Source organism: Clostridium sp. CAG:221 (genome assembly GCA_000435835.1).
GTDB lineage: Bacteria > Bacillota > Clostridia > Clostridiales > Clostridiaceae > Clostridium.
Map to the genome: position 1 here is coordinate 1 of FR883398.1, position 21816 is coordinate 21816.

Here is a 21816-nt window from a genome sequence, read left to right on the forward strand (position 1 = left end):
GATTTAATGTGTCCACTACTTTATACTAACACCAAAGATTGGATGCAATGAATGAAATACTTAAGGCTATAGAAAAAACTACGTTAGAAAATTTACAAGAATTATTTGAAAATAATGAAATATTTAAGGTTGATTTAGAGAGCCTTAATATAATTTTACAAGGTAATATATATGGAAAACAATATGCTAAATATTTATTATTAAAAATAGAATATTTAATGGGGGATAATACGCTACATTTATCTAATCATAAATATATTACAGTAGAACACGTATTGCCTCAAAACCCTAAAGAAGATAGTGAGTGGGTTAAAAATTTTTCAAAAGAAGAAAGAGAGTATTGGACTAATAAACTAGCTAATTTGGTATTGCTTAGTAAAAAGAAGAATAGTTCATTAAGCAATTTAGATTTTAAAGATAAAAAGAAAAAGTATTTAAGTGGAAGTATAGATGTGTTCAATTCTAGTAAAATATTCTTACAAAATAATGAATTATGGAATAAAGATATACTAGATGAAAGACAAAAGAAAATTTTAAAGATATTAATATCTAATAAATATTAATTAATAAAGCATAAAAAAGTAGCTAAATAATAGCTGCTTTTTTGAGCATTAATAAAAATATTTATAACTAATAACGCTTAAATATCCACTGTAATAAGAAAATTAGTATTTGAAAATATATAAATGTAATATGGAGAAAACATGGGAAAAGTAAATAATGCGCTTAGAATGTTAGCAATTCTTAGAAGTAGAAAAAAAGTTACAAGAAGAGAATTAGCTTGCTAGATGATAAGTTTGAAAAAGATGATTTTGATTTAAATAATTATTTGAAAAATACTATTGGATTGTTTAAAGATGAGAAATATGAAATAAAATTAAGGATAAGTTATCCATATGCAATGAGTTTTAAAGAATATTCTTGGACACAAGATGAGCATATAGAAGATTATATGGAAGAGGGATATCTTATTTATACTGCAACTGTAGAAGGAAAAACAAAAATTATTTCATGGATTATGGGAATGGGAACATCATGTACTGTCTTAGAACCAAAGGAATTGATTGAAGATGTAATTAAAGAACATAAAAAAGTGCTTAATAATTACAAATAGTTTTTTAGATAGTAAGAAAAATAATTTTATAAAAAAATTAAAGTTTTAAAAAAGGAAAATTATTTATATGGAATATTCAAAAGTGCTTTGCTTTAAAGGTTACGGAATTTATAAAACCTACTATAAGTAGATATTATGGTTTTCTATTACTAAATATTAAAGATGATTAAAAAATATTTAATGACGAAATTCGACATAAAAATATAAAATAATATTTTATAATTAAATTATAAATGTTAATTATAAATATTGTAGAATAGAAAAGTGGGGATGAAACATGAGTAATTTTATTCAAGGTGAAGAACCGTTTAAACAAGGGGAGCAAATATTATGGAAAGTAGTAAAATCAGCATTTAGTAATAGAGAGGTGTTAGGTTATTATAAATATCCACTATTTTTTAATGTTGGAGAGAAACGTAAAGAACCGGATATATTATTAATTGATAAAAAACTTGGTCTTATAGAAATAGAAGTCTCAGAGTTAACATTAGATAAAATAAAAGAGAAAGGCAGGATAAAAATATTAGAACAAATAGAACAATCTGATGATTATATATATGCATTAAGAGGTAGGTTAGATGTTAATAGGGTTGTAAGAGGAAATTATAAATCAAAAGGTATTTTGGCGTTACCATATATATGTAAAAATGATTTTTATGAAGCAGGTATATTAGACAATATAAATGAAAAAAATATATTGTTTAAAGATGATTTAAATGACAGTAAATTAATAGACAAGATAAATGAAATATTTAATTTACAAGCTACAATGGAGTTAAATGATGAAGTATATAGTAATATGTTATCAATAATGGGATATGAACAAAATTATGCTGAGAGTCTTAATATGGACATTCCAAAGGGAACAAAGCTAGATATATTAAATAATGTCAAACAAAAAATATATGATTTAGATATTCAACAAGAAAGAATATCTAAGAGTATTGCTCAGGGGCCACAAAGAATAAGAGGGATAGCGGGATCAGGTAAAACTTTATTAATTTGCCAAAAAGCTGTATATATGCATTTAAAGCATCCAGATTGGAAAATAGCTATTACTTTCTTTACGCAAAGTTTATATGACACTATTAAAAATAATATCAATATGTATATAAAAGCATTTACTAATGGTGAAATGTCATATGATGAGAATTCAAACTTAAAAATTCTTCATGCATGGGGAAGTGCTAAGGTTAATGGAATATATAGAGAAATTGCTGAAATAAATAATTGTAAATTCTTAAATGCATCAGATGTTAAGAATGATTTAGGTGGCTTTGTACCACCGGAAGTAAGTATTAATTATATTTCAAAAAGATTGCTTGAAGAGAAAAAAGGAAATCTTAAAGAAGAATTTGATGCAATTTTTATTGATGAAGGTCAGGATTTAGTAGGAGATGAAAAGTATAAATATAATAATAAGCAATCATTTTATTATATGTGTTATAAATCGATAAAGCCTATAAAAAGTGATAATGGCAAAGAATTAAGAAGAATTATATGGGCATATGATGAATTACAAAGTTTAAATAATACAAAGATACCATCAAGTAAAGAAATATTTGGAGATTCATCCTTAGTTACTGGAGTATATAAAGGTGGAATAAGAAAATCTGAAATTATGCGTAAATGTTATAGAACACCACATCAAATATTAACATCAGCTCATGCAATTGGAATGGGTTTTTTTAGAGAAGATGGAATGTTAACAGGATATACAACTCAAAAGGATTGGGAAAATATAGGCTATAACGTCGTGAAAGGTGATTTTAAAAAAAGTGGCAATGATATTGTACTAGTAAGACCAGAAGAAAATTCACCAAATCCTATAAGAGATTTTTATAAAGGAGAATGTTTTTCATTTGAAAAATATAACACAGAAGATGAGGCAGTAAATAGGTTAGTTGAATGTATAGTGTATGATATAAATATTGAAAAGTTAAATCCTTCAAGAGATATACTAGTAATTATTTTAAATGAATTAGATAAAGATAAATATATTAATAAGATTACTAGTAGATTGAATTATGAAAATATAAATTTTTATATTCCTGCATGTAGTAAAGCAAATATTCTAAAAGAAGATCGTTGGCAAAATGAAAAAAAAGAAAAGTATTGGGAGGATAATGCTGTAACAATATCAACAATATTAAGAGCAAAAGGAAATGAAGCACCAATGGTTTATGTAATTGGTGCTGAATATATAGCAGAGCGTGAAGAAGATATTTCATATAGAAATAAATTATTTACAGCATTAACTAGAGCAAAGTGTTGGGTAAAATTAATCGGTATTGGGGATTACCCGCTTTACTCAGAAATAGTACAAGCTATAAATGCAAATGGCAAATTTAAGTTTAAATTCAAAAGAGTAGCCAAAGAATCTAATGATACGGAACTAGAGGAGTAGTTATAACATTAATAGATTAAAAATTATATAGGATATTAGTATTTATAGTTTTAGAAAAATTAGTATAAGGACAAGTCGGGACTGTTGAAAGAATTGATATTACACAATTCTTTTAACAGTTCATATTTATCTTAATAATTTCATTATTTTAAAACCAATTTTATTTTCATCAAAAAAATACAGTTTCTTTTAAAGATTGTGCTAAAATAAGTTATAAAATAACACAAAATAAGTGTATAATTGTAAATAAAGTGTCAGTGAAGTAATAATGAAAAATGCACTATTAGATTTTATAATTTCACCGCATAATAATGGGTTATTAATAGCAGATATGCCTACAGGCTATGGTAAAGCCTATAATTCTGTTAGAGTAATATATGATTACATATATAAATATGAAGGAAATAAAAAACAATTCTTTATAACAAATCTTAAGAAGAACCTTCCAGGTGAGGAGTTAAAAAGTATATATAAAAAATGATAATAAGAATTACTCAAATGATGTAATATTGGTGAAGTCTAATTATGATTATTTATGTGAAAACTTTTTAAAAACTACAATTCCAGATAAATTTAAAACACCAGTAGTTAAGGAGATAGAGGATAACCTAATGACCTTACAAAAGCTTGGATCTAATAAAGAATATTTTAGTAAATTAATTAAAGAGAATATAGAGAAAGAAATAAAAGCTAATTTAGAAATTAAATTTAGAAAAGAGATTACTAATATAATAAAAAAGAATCTTCCTAAAGAGCCATCTTAAAGAAGAGAAGTAATAAGAAGTGAGAATGATTTTAAATGGATAGCTCAAATATATCCAACTGTATTTATAGATGATTATAAAATATACTTATTAAGTTTAGATAAGTTTTTGGTAAAAAACACCGCATTAGTAGAGCCATCTTATTATTTGTTTAGAAACAATTACAACTATATAAGGGCAGCATTAGATAAAGATAAAAATAGGGTAAATATATATTTTGAAAATAAAGAGCAATATTACAATAATAGGAAATATGATGACATCATAATATATTCGTTAGTCAGAAACATAAGTAGCTTTTTAAATAAATTTAGATATATGGTATTAAATTTATCACAAAATTATTCAAATTATATAAATGATAAAAGAAGTAGTAAAGAAGATCAATTTACTATTGAGAATGCCTCTAAAACCATATATAGAGAGTTTTCATTATCAGAAAGTCAGATAAATCTTTTAATGAATGACTTAACGCAAAATACATTAGTCAAAGATATGGAAAAAGATATTATTCCAGATATGTCCTTTTATAATAATGGTTATAAGTATTTTGAGTTTGAGGATAGTGATGAACATTTAAATGAAACAGTTTTTAACTTTGTAGACATAAATGATACACTTGAAAAAATAATTGTATATTTGGCTAATAAGGCAAAGATAATTGGAATATCTGCAACATCAACTATAAAAACTGTAACTGGAAATTATGATTTAGATTATTTGCAAAGAAAATTGAAAGATAAATTTAAATATATATCAAAAGATACTTATCAAAAGATTCAAGAGAATTTAGAGTCTATATGGAATGAATATTATAATGGTAAAATAAAAATAAATGCAACTATATTAAATCTTAATAAAGGTAATTTATTAATGGATGATATTTTAAAGGAAATATTTATCAAAAGGACTTTAGTAAATAAATATTATTCTATTCTTAGTATTAATGCAACAGAAGGTGATTATATTTGGAAGAGATATTGTAATATTTTTATGGCTATTAAAGAGTTTGTTTTACATGATGATATTAAATCATTTTTATGTCTGAATAGTGTGCTACCTAAAGTACAAGGTAATAATAGTAGCTTTAGCTTAGAGGTTTTTCGAGAGGCAATAAAAGATCTATCTAATTATTATGATAGAGATATAAATGAAGATAACCTTATTGTTCTTAGAAGTGAGAATTTTGAGGAAGATAAAAAAGGAATACTAGAAAAGCTTAGTAAAGGTGAAAAAGTATTTATAATGTCATCATATAAAACTACTGGAGCAGGTCAAAATTTACAGTATCATATTAGTAATATTGAAAACTTTATAAGATTAGGAAATGGTGCTGAGAATAATGATTCAAGATATAGTAAGAAAGATATTGATGCTATTTTTTTAGGTGATATAACAAATATTGCAGTAAATATTTATAATGAAGAAGGGCTGGATAAGGAGAGTTTATTAAAGTATTTTTTTCAGATAGAATATTTATATGAAAATGATGAAATAAGCTATAAAACATTAGATGATTTAATTAAACTTGGATTTAATAGATATTTAAAAAGTAGTGAATTTAATTATAAGTATCAGGAACTTACTAAATCAAAGAGTATAAAAAGACAAGCTACAAAAGAGGTCATGCAAGCTATAGGTAGAATGTGTAGAACATATGTAAAAAATCATAATATATATATTTACACAGTAGAAGAGCTAGCAAGTAAGGTAGATACAAATTGCTTAAAAGAAAAGATATTAAGTCCTGAGATGAAAGCTTTTGTTAATATTGTAAATGAGATTGGCTATAAATACAATGAAGATGAAGAAAAAGTATTGAACAGGGCTGAAAGAATTTCTTCTAAAGGTAAAAATTTTATAATGAGAATATTATCTCGTGGATGGACGGAAAGCAGTATTAAGTTATGGAGAGATTTAAGAGAAGTAGTATTAAAATATCCAACAGCAAATGAAGAGATATATAATAGCAATGATGTAATAAAAAACTTATATATTGAAGGCTATGATAAAACTAATAAGTATTTGTATGCACAGAAAGGTGATTTTTCAGATGTTGTTATTGACTTTAATAATGATAAAGTAATATTTGAAAATAGTGAAAGATGTATTGACAGATATGTTTCAGAGGTAAGTGAAGATGAAGCAAGGTTATCATCAATATTTAAATATAAAGGGTTAAAAGAATATTTTATTTGTAATGGATATGCTACAACTTTTGTGAAAGATAGATATATATTAAGCCCAGTATTATTTAATAATATTTATAAGGGTGCTTTAGGTGAAGTTGCTGGAAAGTATATATTAGAAAAAGAATTAAATATTAAGTTAAATGAAATAGAAGAAGCGGATTACTATGAGTTTTTTGATTTTAAAATTTCAGAAGGCGTTTATATTGATTTTAAGCATTGGAAACAAAGTTACAGGCAAGAAAAAAATAGAGATGATTATAAGCTGGAAATTGAAAATAAGCTTACTGAAATTAATGGAAGGAGAGTTTATATAATAAATATTATAGCCGATAATATTTATTCAGAGCATAAGCAAAATGATGGAATGATAATAGAAATACCATCACTAATTAATAATGACGGAACTCCAAATGTTAAGGCATTAGAATTATTAAAGGGGGAAGTAATAGGTGATTATAAATAATAAGATAATAGCAAAATTTAATAAGGAAAATATTGATAAGGATTTTGACATATACAGATTATCTAAAGATGAGAAAAGTGATTTTTATAAGACTAATGTATTAGATATACCAAAGTTAGCCTTTAAAGCTAAATCTGTTGTATATACTTTTGGAAATACGTGGTATGCAATGTTTGAGAAAGAAACAGTAGATAAATCAACATTAAAAAAAGCAATAAATGAAGAATCACCTAATACAAGAGTAGAAAATTTAAACAATTACTGTATTTGATTATAATTAAAATATAGTGAGTATATTTAATAAGGTTGAATATTTAGTAAGTGGTTAATGCAGTTGATATAGCAACAGTTCTATATTAATTTACAAGGAGTACAATATGGGAATAGATAGAACTATATTTTTATTAGAATTATTAAAGAAGAAAACTAATAATAAAAATAAACTTACGATAAGTCAGTTAATAGATTTATTAGAAGTCCAAGGACATAATGTTACAAGAAATACTGTGAAATCAGATATAAACTCGTTAATCGATAGCGGATATAACATAATTGAAACAAAAGCTAGATATAATACTAGTTGTTATCATTATGAAAGCGAATTTTCAATTGAAGAATGTAGAGTAATTTTAGACTCTTTATATAGTAATAAATTTATTAAAAATGACTATAAAAGAAATATAAAAGAAAAAATATTATCTAATATCTCATATATTGATAGAGCAATATTACGAAATTCAGTTATTACAGAAACGATAGATACTGGTGTAATAGATGTTACTAGAAATTTATTTGATTTACATAATGCTATTACAGAAAGAAAAACTATTGAGTTTATAAATACAACTAGGGATGATTATAAAAAAATAATTAAAAGGAGAAAGGTAGAATATTTTATTCCTAAAAAAATTTATTATTATAATAATAGGTATTATTTAATTGGATTTAATGAAATTAAAGAAATAAGACATTATAGAATTGATAGGTTATATAAAATAATAATTAAGGAGCTTCATGACAATAAAGAAAACATAGATTTAAAAGATTATGGTTTAATAAATTTTGATATGTTTAGAGCGGAGAAAGTTGAAAGAGTTGAATTAAAAGTAAATAAAAACTTAATAAATTCAGTAATAGAGAAATTTGGAGATAGAATAGATATTCGTAAATGTTTAGATGATGGAGATTGTTTTATTATTAGCACTTCTGTAGGAATAAATACAGGGTTAGTAAGATGGATTTTAAAACAAGGTGCTGAAGTAAAAGTGATTTATCCAGAATACTTAATTGAAAAACTTAAAGTTGAAATAGAAAAAGTACAAAATTTATATAAATAAAAGAGTAGATGTCAATTATGCTGACATCTACTCTTTTATAATATAAGTAAGGTTAAGTTTTTGGCCAACGAATTATTCAAATAGTTAAAAATAGTGGCAATCAAAAAAGTATGAAGTAATTAAAAAAATATTAAAGAGACCATATATGTCACTATTAGGATTTATTATATAAACATATAATAAATCAATGGGAAGAGGTAATAAAATGAGTAAATTAGAACAAAGAATGAAATTAGCAAAGGAAGCTGCAGGATTAATTGAGGAATTTAGAGGAGAAGCTGGAACGTTAGGACACAATCCTTTACGATCAGTGTCTATAAAAGAAGATGGAGAAATAATTGAAGTTGATGATGAATTTGATGGTGTAATAGAATATTCACTTACAGATATAAGTTCAATTTTTACACTTGAAATGAGAGGCTGGGGACCATGTTCTGCTGGATTTTATGAAGCCATAAGTTTAGCAGAAGCTGATTTAGAATATGATTTTAAAAGATTAAGTAAAACAGAATTTAAAGAATATGTTGGTAATTTAAAATATGCTGAATATAGATGTGAAGAGATATATAAAAGATTAGAAGAAATAGAAAGAGAAGCTTTGGAGTTAGAAGAATAATTTTATAAAGATTAAGTGAGGGAATATTAAAAAAAGACAAGTTCATAGTGTATTGAAAGCTGTTTTAGATTTATGAGAACTATTGAAAGTTGTAAAGGAAAAAAGATTGTTAGCTTTAAATATGACAGGATAAAATTGTAAAGAATGATGATAAATACTACATTACAAAGGAGAAAATTATTATGGAAGATAAAATAAGATTAAAAGAATTAGCTAAAGAGGCAGTAAATTAATTAAAGAATTTATAGGGCTTGAGGCTTATTTATGTGAATGTACTTATGGAAATATAAGAAGGAATAGAAGTGGAAGCAAGATAATAGCAGAAGATTATATTTATGGGGAAAAAGTAGAGTTTAAGTTAACTCAAGTAAGTTCAATTTTTAGTGATGAAATGGAAGGATTTGGACCTTGTGGAAGTGGATTTTATGAAGCTATATCATTAGCTAAAAGCAACTTAGATTATGAATTTAAAAATATGGACAAGAAAGAATTTATTAAGCATGCAGGTATGATTTGCTATATAAAGTCTAGATGTGAAGAGATATATAAAAGATTAAAAGAAATAGCGCGTGAAGCTTCAAAATTAATGTAAAGATTTTATATATAATTAATATTTAATGGAGAAAGCAATGGGAATAAATAGAATGCAGGGCGTATCTGCACACATAGAGTATATAAAGAAAGATTATGACAAGGTTGACTTTGTAAACTGTAAGTTTTGGAAAAATGAAATTTGCTATAATACTCTTTCTACAAAGTATGGTGAAAGTTGTTATACAAAGAGGGGATGTATGTATTCTATACCTTTACCACCAGGGAGAAAAAAGAAAAACAAAAAAGATAATCAAAATTATAACAATTTAAGTATTCCATATAGTACTTATACTTATAAAGTCAGTGATATAAAAATTAATTATTTTAATAAAGATATTACAACTATAGTAAAGGTAGATTATAAATCTTACAAAGTAGAGTGTAAATATAATGATAAAGATGATAAGGTTTTATTAGCAATATATTATAAAGTTAATGACAAGAATCCTATAATTAATTGTCAGTTTAATTTAAGTGAAATAATAAGAATATCAGGAAATGAAGTAATATTTACAGTTAAAATTGATGATATAGCTAGAAATATGAGAAGTATTAATGAATATAAGGTAGCTGCTTTTATTAAGAGTGAAAATAGCTCTAATATAATAAGAAAAGCTATTGTAAGTGATAGTAAGGACGTAATAAATAAAATAGATTCTTTAATTAAGTTTATAGCTTATTTAATTATTAAAGGATTTAATGAAGTATATTAATAATTATAAAATTTAAGAAGGGAAAGTTATGATATTAGATGGGGAATTCTTTAGTGTAAAAAGTAAAGAATATAATGAAAAAACATTAAATTGTGTAATAGAAACTGTAAAGAAACTTGATGAGATAGATGATAAACCTTTAATGATGCTAGGAAAGATACAAAGTGGTAAAACTAGATCTTTTATTGGAGTTATATCGTTAGCTTTTGATAATGGATATGATTTAGCTGTAGTATTAACAAAAAATTCAAATGCTTTAGCAAAACAAACTACAGCTAGAATGAAGCAAGAGTTTTATGATTTTAGAGATGAAGATATTATTGAAATATTTGATATTATGTGTATACCACCTAATATGTCACAATTTGAATTAGATAAAAAGATGATTATTGTTGTTAAGAAGGAAAAGAATAATATTCCAAGGCTTATGAAGTTTATAGAAAAATATGCTTTACATAAGGATAAGAAGTGTTTAATTATAGACGATGAAGCTGATTTTTGTAGTATTGGTTATGATAAAAATAAGGATACTGAGGATTTTGATTTAAGAAGAATAGCTTCGCAAATAAATGATTTAAGATTACAACTTACGTGTAAGTTTATACAAGTAACAGCTACTCCATATTCTTTATATTTACAGCCAGAAACTATTGAGTTAGGTGGGGAAAAGGATATTAGACCAGTAAAACCAGCAGATACTGTTATAGTACCACATGGTAATGGTTATATAGGTGGAGAATATTATTTTGATAAAGATAAACATCCATTAGGAGAATATTTATTTCATGCTATCGAAGAAAATGAATTACAAATAATTAAAAGTTCTGATAGAAGAAGATTTAAAGATGAGGAAGTTTTAACTAGTAATAAGGTAATAGGACTTAGAACATCAATAATTAATTTTATTGTAGCTGGATGTATAAGAATTATTCAAAATGGTGGAAATCCGAGAGGAAAGAAAAATAAATTTAGTTTTATTATTCATACTGAGATATCTAAAGCAGTTCATAATAGACAGGAAAATTTAATAAGTATGTTAATTGAAAAATTAGAGGATGAAGTTAAATATGATAGTAAACTTCTAGATAAGTATATTGAAGATGGGTATAATGATTTAGCTAATTCGGTAAATATATATGGGTTTGATGTTCCTTCTTTAGAGGAAGTTAATAAATATGTAAAAAGAGCTATTAAAGAACAATGGGTAACTAGAGTTATAGTAAATTCAGAAAATGATATTAATGCATTATTAGATGAAGATGGGCAATTAAGGCTTAGAACACCTTTAAATATATTTATAGGTGGACAAATATTAGATAGAGGAATAACAATTGCTAATCTTATTGGATTCTATTATGGTAGATCACCACAAAAAATGCAACAAGATACTGTGTTGCAGCATTCAAGAATGTATGGATATAGAAGCAAAGAGGATTTAGCTGTAACTAGATTCTATACTACCAACGATATTTATTACAGAATGTCCAATATTAATGAATTTGATAGTAAGCTTAGAGAAGATTTTGAAGAGGGTAATTTAGAGCATGGTGTAATTTTTATAAGTAAAGACCAGAATGGTAAGATTATTCCATGCTCACCTCAAAAAATATTAATTAGTAATACACAAGTATTAAAGCCGGGAAAAACAACAACCATTGTAGGATTTCAAACTGGATACAAAAGTAATATTAATAGATATTTAACACAAATAGATAATATAATAAAGAGTAATAACAATAATAGGTTAGATGGTGAATTTAAGTTAAGTAAAGATGAAACTATAAAAGTAATTAATTTAATATATAAAACTATAGAGATAGAAAATTCAAGTTGTATAGATGAAAAAGCATTTACATCTTTAATAAATTATTTAAGTAAAAATTATGTAAATGTTTATTGTAGAACTAATAGAAATATGGCACGAAAAAGAAAAACTAGATTATCTTTTTCAGATACACCATATAGTGGTACAACTGATTTAAGAATATCTAAAGATATGGCAGTAGATGAACCAACACTTATGTTATTAAAGCAAAATTCTGATGATTCAGAATGGAGGTCAGGAGAGTTCTATTGGCCTGTTATAGTAACCCAACAAAATGTTCAAACTGCTGTGTATACTTCTGAATTGTTAAAGTAGTATAAATATTATTATGTGATGAAATTAAAGTTATTTAGATATTATTAATTATAAGAAACTGCTATAAAATGATTTTATCGGGACTGTTGGAAGAAGTGTGTAATATCATTCTTTCAATAGTCCTTTTCTACTAGTATTACTTTATAATATAAATAGAATTTAAATTTGTTAAATAGATTAATGAAATAAAGTAATAAAATTTATTAAGTTACATATTTAATAATAAATTTTAAATTAATGCATTTATATTCCAAATCACTTCGACAATTTACAACAAAATATGAGGAAGATGTTTGTTATAATAAAATATAATTATGTTAAGTTACAAACAGAGAGAATTAGTATAAATAATACAGTAGGATTCTTATAAATATAGAAAGGATTAATTATGAATAATAGTTTTTTTGAAGTTCTAAAAGATGAGTTTGCGGATCTTTATAATATGGGAAAGTACATTGAAGAAAATATATATACCAATTCTAGTGCTGCTATAACGAAGTCTAGATTATTTGCTGAAAAGTTATTAATTAATGTAGCAGAAATAGAAGAATTATATTATCTGAAAACAGTACCACAGTATGAAAGAATAAGAGAACTACATAAAGAAGGAATTATAAGTGATAAAATATTATCTGAATTTGATTTTATTAGAATAACAGGAAATAAAGCAATACATGAAGGTACTAATAATGATATAGAATATTCAGTTAAAATCTATAAAAAGCTTTATGTAATTGTTAAATGGTTCTTTGAAACATACGCATCTAACCATGAAGAAATAGTACCAGAATACGAACCAGCAAAATTTCCAAATGGATATGGCTTAAATTTAGATCAAATTGATAATATTATTAAAAGAAAAATTGAGGAATATATAGAGTCATCTAATAAAAAGAAATTAGTACAGGAAAAAGGTATTGAAAGAGACGCTAGTCTTGTTGGAGAAGAATTAGAAATTGAAGAAGCTGCAATGAAGATATTAGGATATGAATATACTGATAAAATATTAGCTGAAGATACTAAGGATATAGATGAGGAGATTATTATAAATTCTAATAATACTAATATAAACGAAGAAGAAAAGAAATATATATATACATACAAAAAGTTAAAAGGTAGTTATTTATTAAATGAATTATCTAAATTAAGTGAATCAGCAAAAGAAGCAGTTGAATCATGTACTGAGCTAGATACTTTTAAAAAATATCTTCATGTAGATAGAAATATTCAAAACGAATTACTTGAACTAATAAAGGAAGCAAATAACTCAGAGCAATCACAGTTAGTATTATTATGTGGAAGTGTAGGAGATGGAAAGTCACATTTATTAGCATATGTTAATGAAGAATATAAGGAAATTATAAGTAACTTTAAAATCCATAATGATGCTACTGAAAGTTTTGATCCAAGTCAAACTGAAATAGAAACATTAAAAAAGGTCTTAAGTGGCTTTAGTGATAAAAATATAGAAAAAACAAATGAAAAACTTATACTTGCTATTAATTTAGGAGTATTAAATAATTTCTTGCAAGCAGATGGTGTAAAAGAAGAGTATACTAAGCTTATTGAATTTATTAATAATAGTAATATTTTCAATCAAGAAAAAATTAGTAAAAGTAGTTCATCAAATAATTTTAAATTAGTAAGCTTTGGTGATTATAATATTTATGAGTTAACAGCAGAAGGTCCAAAATCTAAATATATAAAATCATTATTATATAAAATAGTAGATAAAAATGACAATAATCCTTTTTATAATGCATTTAGAAAGGATATTGAAGAGAAATTAGATAGTCCTGTAATAGAGAATTATAAAATTTTATCTATTGAAGGTGTAGTTGATAAAGTAACTCAAATCATAATTAAAGCAATGGTTAAAAATAAAAGAATATTAGGTACAAGAGAGCTACTAAATTTTATATATGAGCTAATAGTTCCAGCAAATATTGATGAGTTTGATATTACAAGTTCAAGTATTGATTATATTGATGCTATTTTACCTAATATGATATTTAATTCAAAAGAAAGAGGAGCACTATTAAAACTTATAAGTATTGAAAATCCTTTAGGATTAAGACATGAAAAACTAGACCAGTTAATAGTAACTCTAAATATTGCCAGTAATTTAAAACATATACTAAGTCAATACTTTGATGATAGTACTTGTGAAATTATAGAAGTAATTTTAGGTGATATATATAGTTTAAATGATGTGTCAGAAGCCTTAAGACAAAAGTATATAGATACTATTATTAGATTTGCATATATACTTGGAAATGAGGCAATTCAGGAGATATTTGAAGATAGTGCGTATAATGATTATATGAAATATCTATACTATTACAATTGTGGAATGGGAAAAGAATATAAAATAATGTTTGATGAAGTAGAAAATGCAATATATAAATGGAATGGCTCACCTAAGAAACACTATATATACTTAAATGAAAAGTTAGAAAATTTTAATGTAGCAGAGCAGTTGAAAATAAAAGCTACAAATAAAAAAGGAATGTGTGAAAAGTTTAGTAGTGAATGTCTAGAGAGATTTAAAAGCAATATCACATTAGGATATGAAATTGTAGGAAGAGAATTATATGAAACTTTAGATGTAGATTATCAATTATATAAAAAAATAGTGGAAGTAAATAATGGATACCATGTTACAAAGAACGATAAAGAACAAGGTGTTTTATTTGTTGAATTTATAGACAAGCTTTTATTAAATGGAAATATGGAGAATGAACTTTTAATTGAGGATAAAAGAAACAATAGAAAATTCAGTTTAATATATGAAAATGATTTTGATGAAGAATTTATTTTTGAAAGGATGGAAAGCTAATGGTTTATGAAGAAAATATAAATAAGTTAAAAAAGTCAATGCACATGGGAGATAAACCAGGTAGCGGAAAACATACAATTAATATTGCTGCTCCATTCTTGCCTTTTGGAACTAGAAATCCAGAGAGGCCTAAGTTTAAAAGAAAATTCTCAGGTGTCACAGGGGAAGTAGTTAGACTTATAAACGGAAAAGAATTAGAAGAAGATTTTGATATTGTTAAATCCATAGATAATATTGTAGAAGTTGTTAAATGTAATAATGAAGATGATAAGAAGTATTTAAAAGAATTGGTAAAAGAGTATTTAATAGATAAAGATGGAGATATAAAAGTATTCCATGCAAAACTGTTTAATTATATAGAACTAGATAAGGGAACGGAAATTGCAGGCGAAAAGAAAATAGCTCAATTCTTGTATGATATTTTATTTAGTGATAATAATATAAGTTCTATTTTTGAAGAAGATGAAACTAAGAATATGATAATAAAATTAGTATTGTCTAAATTAAGTGGATTAAAAGAGAGAGAGGCTGAAAAAGTATATATTAATAAATTAGATTTTATTACAGAGGTAGCTAAGGAAGATTTTAACTTTCTTATAAAGCACAAAGAATTTTTCATGAAAAATTTCCAACAATTAATAGCATATTATTATTTTTATTATATAACTCAATTATCAATAAAATTAAATAAAAAAGATAAGGCAAATTTTTCTGAGGTAGAAAAAGTATTTTATTTATTAGATTGGGAAAAAGCAAGTAAAAATAGAAAGAGTGTAGTAAATGGATATTCATTAATAAAAGCTGAAAGTAGAAATTTGTTAATAAATATTAATGTAATTGAACATTTAAATTTCTTATGTGGTGTTAAGGGGTTTACATATTTTGAAATAGTAGATATGATTAATAGTTTATCTAATGAAGAAAAGAATAATTATTTAAGCACTATTTATGAATGGATTAAAATCTATAGAAATAATTTTGACCAAGAACCTGTTGATGTAGAATTAGAATTTGAAGAATTAGTAAATACTTTAGAAAAATCTTTAGCAGAAAAAATAGAACAAGCAACGATTAGTAGATATGCGCTATGGATTGAAGAAATAGGAAAAAAATATTTCTTAAAGATAAGGGGCGGTAGCTATGGGTATATGTTAAATATGACACAAGAAATGTTACTTATGATTACTGCTATATGTATAAAGGAGGATAAAATAACTTTAAAAGATTTATTTAAAGAATACGAAAGAAGAGGGTTATTTTTAGACTCATATTCTCAAGTTGAAGTTATTGATTTATTAGGTAAATTAAATTTAATAGATAAAAAAAGTGATAGTGGGGATGCTCAATATGTCAAATCAATTTTATAAATATTTATCAAATAAGGTAGTGGAGTATTTTGAGTCCAATGAAGTTAATGCAGGGGAAAGATACTATATACAATTAGATGAAAAAGATCAAGTTGAGAAGTTTTATAATGAATTATCTCAAAGTGAAAATGTAAATAAATTTAGTTATAGACATAAGTTAGGAAGTGAATATAGTACATTTTCTATTAGTCTTAAAGATGATGTAAAAGTTGTTGTGGCATCAACAATAAATGTTACACCAGCATATTTAGTTACAATTAGAAATGCCTCCCAAGAACAGCAAAATGAGTGGGAAAATACAGCTTTATTAATAATTTGTAATGAGCCTAATGATAGTATAAAAAACGGATGCCGTGATATGAAAACAGAGGGTATGCCACTTAATGTTAAATATATCTCTAATAACTTAAATAATGAAATGGAAAAATCACAATTAAGCAAAATTGATAAGGAAATTGTTAAGTTCCATATTAATAATAAATTATCAGATGTATATAACGTATCATTATGGGACTATGAGGAAGTACTATCAATTATAAATAAGAATTCATTAGATAAATCGGATTATAAAGAAATAGGATTGTTTCCAGATAAAGCTTTAGATACTTATTCAAAGTCTAATGTAAAAAGTATTCAAAAGAGACTTAAAGAAAATAATAATTTATATTCAAAAGTAGAAGGTTATCAAGAATATGAAGATAAAGAACAGCAATTGGAAAAGTTATTTGATAGTAAAGGTGTAGAAAAATTAAAAAAAGAGAATTGGAGAGAAACTGATTACGTTGCAGTAAAGCAATCTTTTGAAGATAATTTAAAAAATAAGCCTCTCGGATATGAAGAGAATATGAATAAAACTATTTCTGAAGGAGTTGTGTATTGGGAAAAAGCAAAAGCGGATACTGCATCAGGAAAGAGAAAAAGACATATAATTGTATTTAATAATGGAAAACTTGATTCAATAAAGCTTAAATTTAAATTTACTGAAACGCTATATACGGAATACATTCAGCTAAAAAGTAAGGAGTTTGTTACGGTATCAGGTAAAACGATGACAGTTACTTTACCAGCAGATAAGTATGACTCTTCTTTCTATAGACTTGTATATGAGCATAAGAAACAAGCTAAATCAAAATATGAATTTAATGTTGCAGTTGTGAATATAGAAGAGGATTACTTGAAGTCTATTAAGACAATATATGAAATAAAAACAGGGTCTGGAAATAAAAATAGAATTCAGATTAATAGTGATGGAAGTGAAATTAAGTTTGGAACTTGCAATAATTTGAAAGAAGTTAATGTTGATAATTCAGATGATATTTTAGAGGTAACTGAAAACAGTTCAGTAAGAATTTCAAATATGTCATCTGCATGGGATGATGATTCATTAAGAGTTATATTGAAATCTGATAAAGGTATAGTTCCATTAGAAATCAAAGAACAGAACTTCAGAAGTAGACCTATTCACTCTATAAATTTAATGAATAGAAAGAGAGAAAGGTGCGAAGGGTTTACTTGGGAAAAAAATAAAATAAAACAAGGTACAGATGAATTTTACTTAGAAGAAAAACTTAAAGAAACCTTTATTAAGGAAAAAAGTATTATTGATAATAAAATATTATATGGAGTACTTGAGATAGATGAAATAGCAAAGAAGGAATTAAAGCTTAGTACTGAATTAACAAATGCTTATCTTAATATTATTGAGTACTACACCAGAAAAAATAATATACCTAGCTTAACATATATAGATGAAGAACTTAGAAATCTTTATGAAGAGTATTTAAATATATTCAATAAAGAAATTGAAGAGATTCAATCAAAAGACATTATCGCTAATGATGAGTTAAAGAGAGATTTATTAAAAATAGGTACTATAAAAAGCGATGATAAGATAATGTTTACTCCATTGTCTCCAATTAATATTGCTTATAGCTTAGAAGTAAATAAGCAATTAAGTAATGATAATGTAGAAACTCATATATTAGAAAGATTAACTCCAAATAGTTTGCTACCATATATTTATGGAGATAAAAATAAATTATATAAACCTATTTATCAAAAAGTAAATATGGAATGGTTAATATATGAAAAAGAAGAGGCTGTTTCAGTTGGGGAAACAAATGCATTTGTAGCAAAAGTAGTAAAAGAAAAGTTAAATCAATTTATAAATAATTTTAGTTATTTATTCCCAAAAGGATATAGAGCTCCTATAAAAATTAATATAATTAATATTAAGAATGATAGGGAAGTAGTAAGAGGTGTATTTGATTTTATTAAAAATCAAATTAATAGTGACTCGGAAAATATTATTCCAATTGAAATAAATGTTTATAATGGCAAAGGAATATCTGAATTTGACAGATTTTTTGATATAAATAGTATTGAAAAATTGCAAGAAGAATTTGATATATCATTTAAGTCAAAGAATAATCAATTTGATGAAATTGATATTATGAGAATGGCATTACAAAATATAAGGTATTATAAACATAATGATATAAATTATAAATATGCACATATATCTTTTTATAAAACTGGTGCTAGTGAAGAGGCAGCAGAAGATAATGCTAGCAGTCTTGAAGCAGGAGTATCATTAGGAGGATTATTATCTACGGTAACATCAAATAATAACAATAATGATTATAGAATTGGATTTGGTACAAGAAATTTAGTAGATAATAAAAATGAATTAATTAGAACTGCAATAAACTTAAATGAATTAGCTGTGAACTGCTATAATGGAGGAATAAACCCTTATAGAAAGGATACATCAATAGTAACTAGACCATTAACTTTAGCTGAAGAAGTAAAAGAAAAATTATTTAATTCATCTAATTGGGTAACTTTCATTGAACCAAGTTTTGGATTGGAGTACTTTGAAGAAGATAACAATGATGAATTAGTAGTAATTCATTATAGTGATCAATATACTTCTACAGATCAATATGATACTATTACAGTTACAAATAAATCAGAACAATATAAATATATTATTAAAGAATTTTTAAGTAAAAAGAATATTGAAAATGTAAATGAAGAAAAATTAAATGAAATAATAAAAAGTTTCAATAGTATTAATGGAGAATGGTTACTTAATCTAATTGCTAATAAAAGTGAGTTTGATAGAGAAAAACTTAGTATAATTTCTGCTTTAAAATATGGATTAAGTATATTAAATCATGAAGATATAATATGGGTTCCAATCTCTTTAGAAGAGATAATAAGGGTATCTAGTGCAGTTAAATTAAATAAAAGTGAAGGAATATTTTCACTTAAAAATTTAAAAGAAAAGGGAATGCATAGTGATGATTTAATATTTATTGGTATTAATATTAAAGATGAAGATAATTTAAAAGTGTATTATTATCCTGTTGAAGTAAAGGTTGGATATAATTTTGCGACTGTAGTTAATAAAGGTTCAAAGCAATTAGCTAATACTTATGAATTATTAAGAAACCAATTAACTCAATATAAAATTAATGATAGAAAAGTTTTTAAAAATAAGTTCTTTAGGAATTTCTTTATAAAATTATTTATAACAAATGCTCAAAAATTATGTGTTAACAATATATGGAACGATAAAGAGTTTGATAGAATTACAAGGCTAAAGAAATTATTATTAAATGATGAATATAATGTGTCATTTGAATTAGAAGATATCATAGGTAAGGGTGCTCTAATTTCATTTAAAAAAGATAATACATGGAGAAGTATTAGAAAAGATGAGGATATTCTTTATATTGAGTTAACAGAAGATGATGCTTATTATGGGGTAGCTGAAGGCATTACAGAATTAGATATGCGATTAGGTAATGGAGAATTAGACATACCAATAAATGATTTGTTAAGAAATAAAAACTTAGAAGGTCTAAAAGAGACTGAATGGATACAAGATAGTGAAATTGATGAAGAAGTTAATGATGATTGCATAGATGAAATTAATAGTGAAAATGAAGTAATAGATAACTTTCCAGAAGAAAAAGTAGATAATGATTTAGATGTGAATAAATGTTTAGATAGAGATTTAGAGCCAATAGATACTAAGCCAATAATAGAAAAAAATAATGAAAATAAAAATTTTAAAAATGATATGCGAATATTATTAGGAGAAGCAGAAGGATCAACTAAGAAAATATATTGGGAATATGGAAATAAAGGGCTAGCTAATAGACACATGCTTATTACAGGAAAATCTGGAAATGGAAAGACATATTTTATTCAATGCGCTTTAAAAGAGTTAGTTGATAATGGAGTGCCTGCCATAATAATTGATTATACTGACGGATTTAAATCATCTCAATTGGAACCAGAATTTAAAGAATATATTGGTGATAGATTGAAGCAATTCATAGTAGCAAGAGATAAATTCCCTTTAAATCCGTTTAAAAAAGGGCAAAAAGAATTAGATGAAGATATTTTCATTTATGAAGATTCAGTTGATGTAGCAGAAAGATTTAAATCAGTTATAGGCGCAGTTTATAAAGAATTAGGTGTTCAACAATTAAATTCTATTTACCAAGCTGTACAAAATGGATTAGATAGATATGATGGAAAGTTAAACTTAAGAACATTTAGAAATGAGTTGGAAGAAGATAAATCTTCATATGCACAAACAGCATTATCTCAATTAAATGTATTATTAGATAAAAATACATTTGAAGAAAGTAAAGAATTCCAATGGGATGATTTACATAAGGATGGTGGAAAAATATTTATAATTCAATTAACAGGTTATACAAAAGATGTACAAAGAATAATAACAGAAATGATATTATGGGACTTATGGAACTATAAAACACAACATGGAAGTAAGGACAAGCCTTTTGCTGTAATTTTAGATGAAGCTCAAAACTTAAACTTTGGGGATAATTCACCATCAACTAAGATATTGACAGAAGGTAGAAAATTTGGATGGTCAGCATGGTTTTCAACTCAATTTTTAAAAGGTCAGATGGATAAAGCAACCATAAGTAGATTACAAAACTCAGCTCAAAAAGTCTATTTTGCACAAACAGAAGAGGAAGCTTCAGTTGTAGCTAATGGATTTGCTAATAGCTCAGAGGAAAGAAAAATATGGACGAAGAAATTAATTAACTTAGAAAAAGGAAATTGTATTTCGTATGGACCAATTAGAGATGACAGTGGAGAAATGATTCCTGCAAAGCCTATTAAAATAAGTATATCATCACTTAAAGATAGGATAAAAAAATAATAATATAAAATTCCTACAGATTTTATATAGTTGGTATAGATATTTGTAGGAATTTTTT

General features: G+C 25.1%; 15 protein-coding genes. All 15 read left to right on the forward strand.

Annotated elements, in window-relative coordinates:
* Nucleotides 1-47 precede the first annotated feature (47 nt).
* The 15 genes from Q5O44_RS06560 (at nucleotide 48) to dptH (ending at nucleotide 21758) form a co-directional block, all read left to right on the forward strand.
* On the forward strand, nucleotides 48-563 hold the full coding sequence (locus tag Q5O44_RS06560; RefSeq protein WP_022167601.1) for an HNH endonuclease family protein: 516 nt from the start codon (nucleotides 48-50) through the stop codon (nucleotides 561-563).
* 218 nt (nucleotides 564-781) lie between these two features.
* On the forward strand, nucleotides 782-1114 hold the full coding sequence (locus Q5O44_RS06565) for a WYL domain-containing protein (protein ID WP_022167602.1): 333 nt from the start codon (nucleotides 782-784) through the stop codon (nucleotides 1112-1114).
* Nucleotides 1115-1391: 277 nt separating this feature from the next.
* The gene (locus Q5O44_RS06570; protein WP_022167603.1) at nucleotides 1392-3521 is read left to right on the forward strand and encodes a DEAD/DEAH box helicase; all 2130 of its coding nucleotides are present in this window, start codon (nucleotides 1392-1394) and stop codon (nucleotides 3519-3521) included.
* A gap of 268 nt (nucleotides 3522-3789) precedes the next feature.
* Entirely contained in the window at nucleotides 3790-4002 is a 213-nt protein-coding gene (locus tag Q5O44_RS06575) for a hypothetical protein (protein ID WP_022167604.1), read from the forward strand.
* Between the two features lie 31 nt (nucleotides 4003-4033).
* On the forward strand, nucleotides 4034-4285 hold the full coding sequence (locus Q5O44_RS06580; RefSeq protein ID WP_022167605.1) for a hypothetical protein: 252 nt from the start codon (nucleotides 4034-4036) through the stop codon (nucleotides 4283-4285).
* A gap of 108 nt (nucleotides 4286-4393) precedes the next feature.
* Nucleotides 4394-6940 (forward strand): hypothetical protein, encoded by a 2547-nt coding sequence (locus Q5O44_RS06585; RefSeq protein WP_302637527.1) that lies wholly within the window; start codon nucleotides 4394-4396, stop codon nucleotides 6938-6940.
* Entirely contained in the window at nucleotides 6927-7211 is a 285-nt protein-coding gene (locus Q5O44_RS06590; RefSeq protein ID WP_022167607.1) for a hypothetical protein, read from the forward strand. Before Q5O44_RS06585 ends, Q5O44_RS06590 begins: the two co-directional genes overlap by 14 nt.
* A gap of 106 nt (nucleotides 7212-7317) precedes the next feature.
* Nucleotides 7318-8277, forward strand: a complete 960-nt coding sequence (locus tag Q5O44_RS06595) for a YafY family protein (protein WP_022167608.1) — start codon at nucleotides 7318-7320, stop codon at nucleotides 8275-8277.
* A 205-nt stretch (nucleotides 8278-8482) separates the two neighbouring features.
* The gene (locus tag Q5O44_RS06600) at nucleotides 8483-8893 is read left to right on the forward strand and encodes a hypothetical protein (protein ID WP_022167609.1); all 411 of its coding nucleotides are present in this window, start codon (nucleotides 8483-8485) and stop codon (nucleotides 8891-8893) included.
* A gap of 391 nt (nucleotides 8894-9284) precedes the next feature.
* Nucleotides 9285-9485, forward strand: coding sequence for a hypothetical protein (locus Q5O44_RS06605; RefSeq protein WP_022167610.1), 201 nt, complete (start codon nucleotides 9285-9287; stop codon nucleotides 9483-9485).
* A gap of 37 nt (nucleotides 9486-9522) precedes the next feature.
* Nucleotides 9523-10200 carry a hypothetical protein gene (locus tag Q5O44_RS06610; RefSeq protein WP_022167611.1) on the forward strand — a complete coding sequence of 226 codons (678 nt, stop codon included), beginning with the start codon at nucleotides 9523-9525 and terminating at the stop codon, nucleotides 10198-10200.
* Between the two features lie 28 nt (nucleotides 10201-10228).
* Entirely contained in the window at nucleotides 10229-12340 is a 2112-nt protein-coding gene (locus Q5O44_RS06615; RefSeq protein ID WP_022167612.1) for a Z1 domain-containing protein, read from the forward strand.
* Between the two features lie 388 nt (nucleotides 12341-12728).
* Nucleotides 12729-15179 carry a DNA phosphorothioation-dependent restriction protein DptF gene (gene dptF / locus Q5O44_RS06620; protein ID WP_022167613.1) on the forward strand — a complete coding sequence of 817 codons (2451 nt, stop codon included), beginning with the start codon at nucleotides 12729-12731 and terminating at the stop codon, nucleotides 15177-15179.
* Nucleotides 15179-16546, forward strand: a complete 1368-nt coding sequence (gene dptG / locus Q5O44_RS06625; protein WP_022167614.1) for a DNA phosphorothioation-dependent restriction protein DptG — start codon at nucleotides 15179-15181, stop codon at nucleotides 16544-16546. The genes dptF and dptG overlap by 1 nt, the downstream gene beginning before the upstream one ends.
* On the forward strand, nucleotides 16527-21758 hold the full coding sequence (gene dptH / locus Q5O44_RS06630; RefSeq protein WP_022167615.1) for a DNA phosphorothioation-dependent restriction protein DptH: 5232 nt from the start codon (nucleotides 16527-16529) through the stop codon (nucleotides 21756-21758). The genes dptG and dptH overlap by 20 nt, the downstream gene beginning before the upstream one ends.
* The last annotated feature ends 58 nt before the right edge of the window (nucleotides 21759-21816 follow it).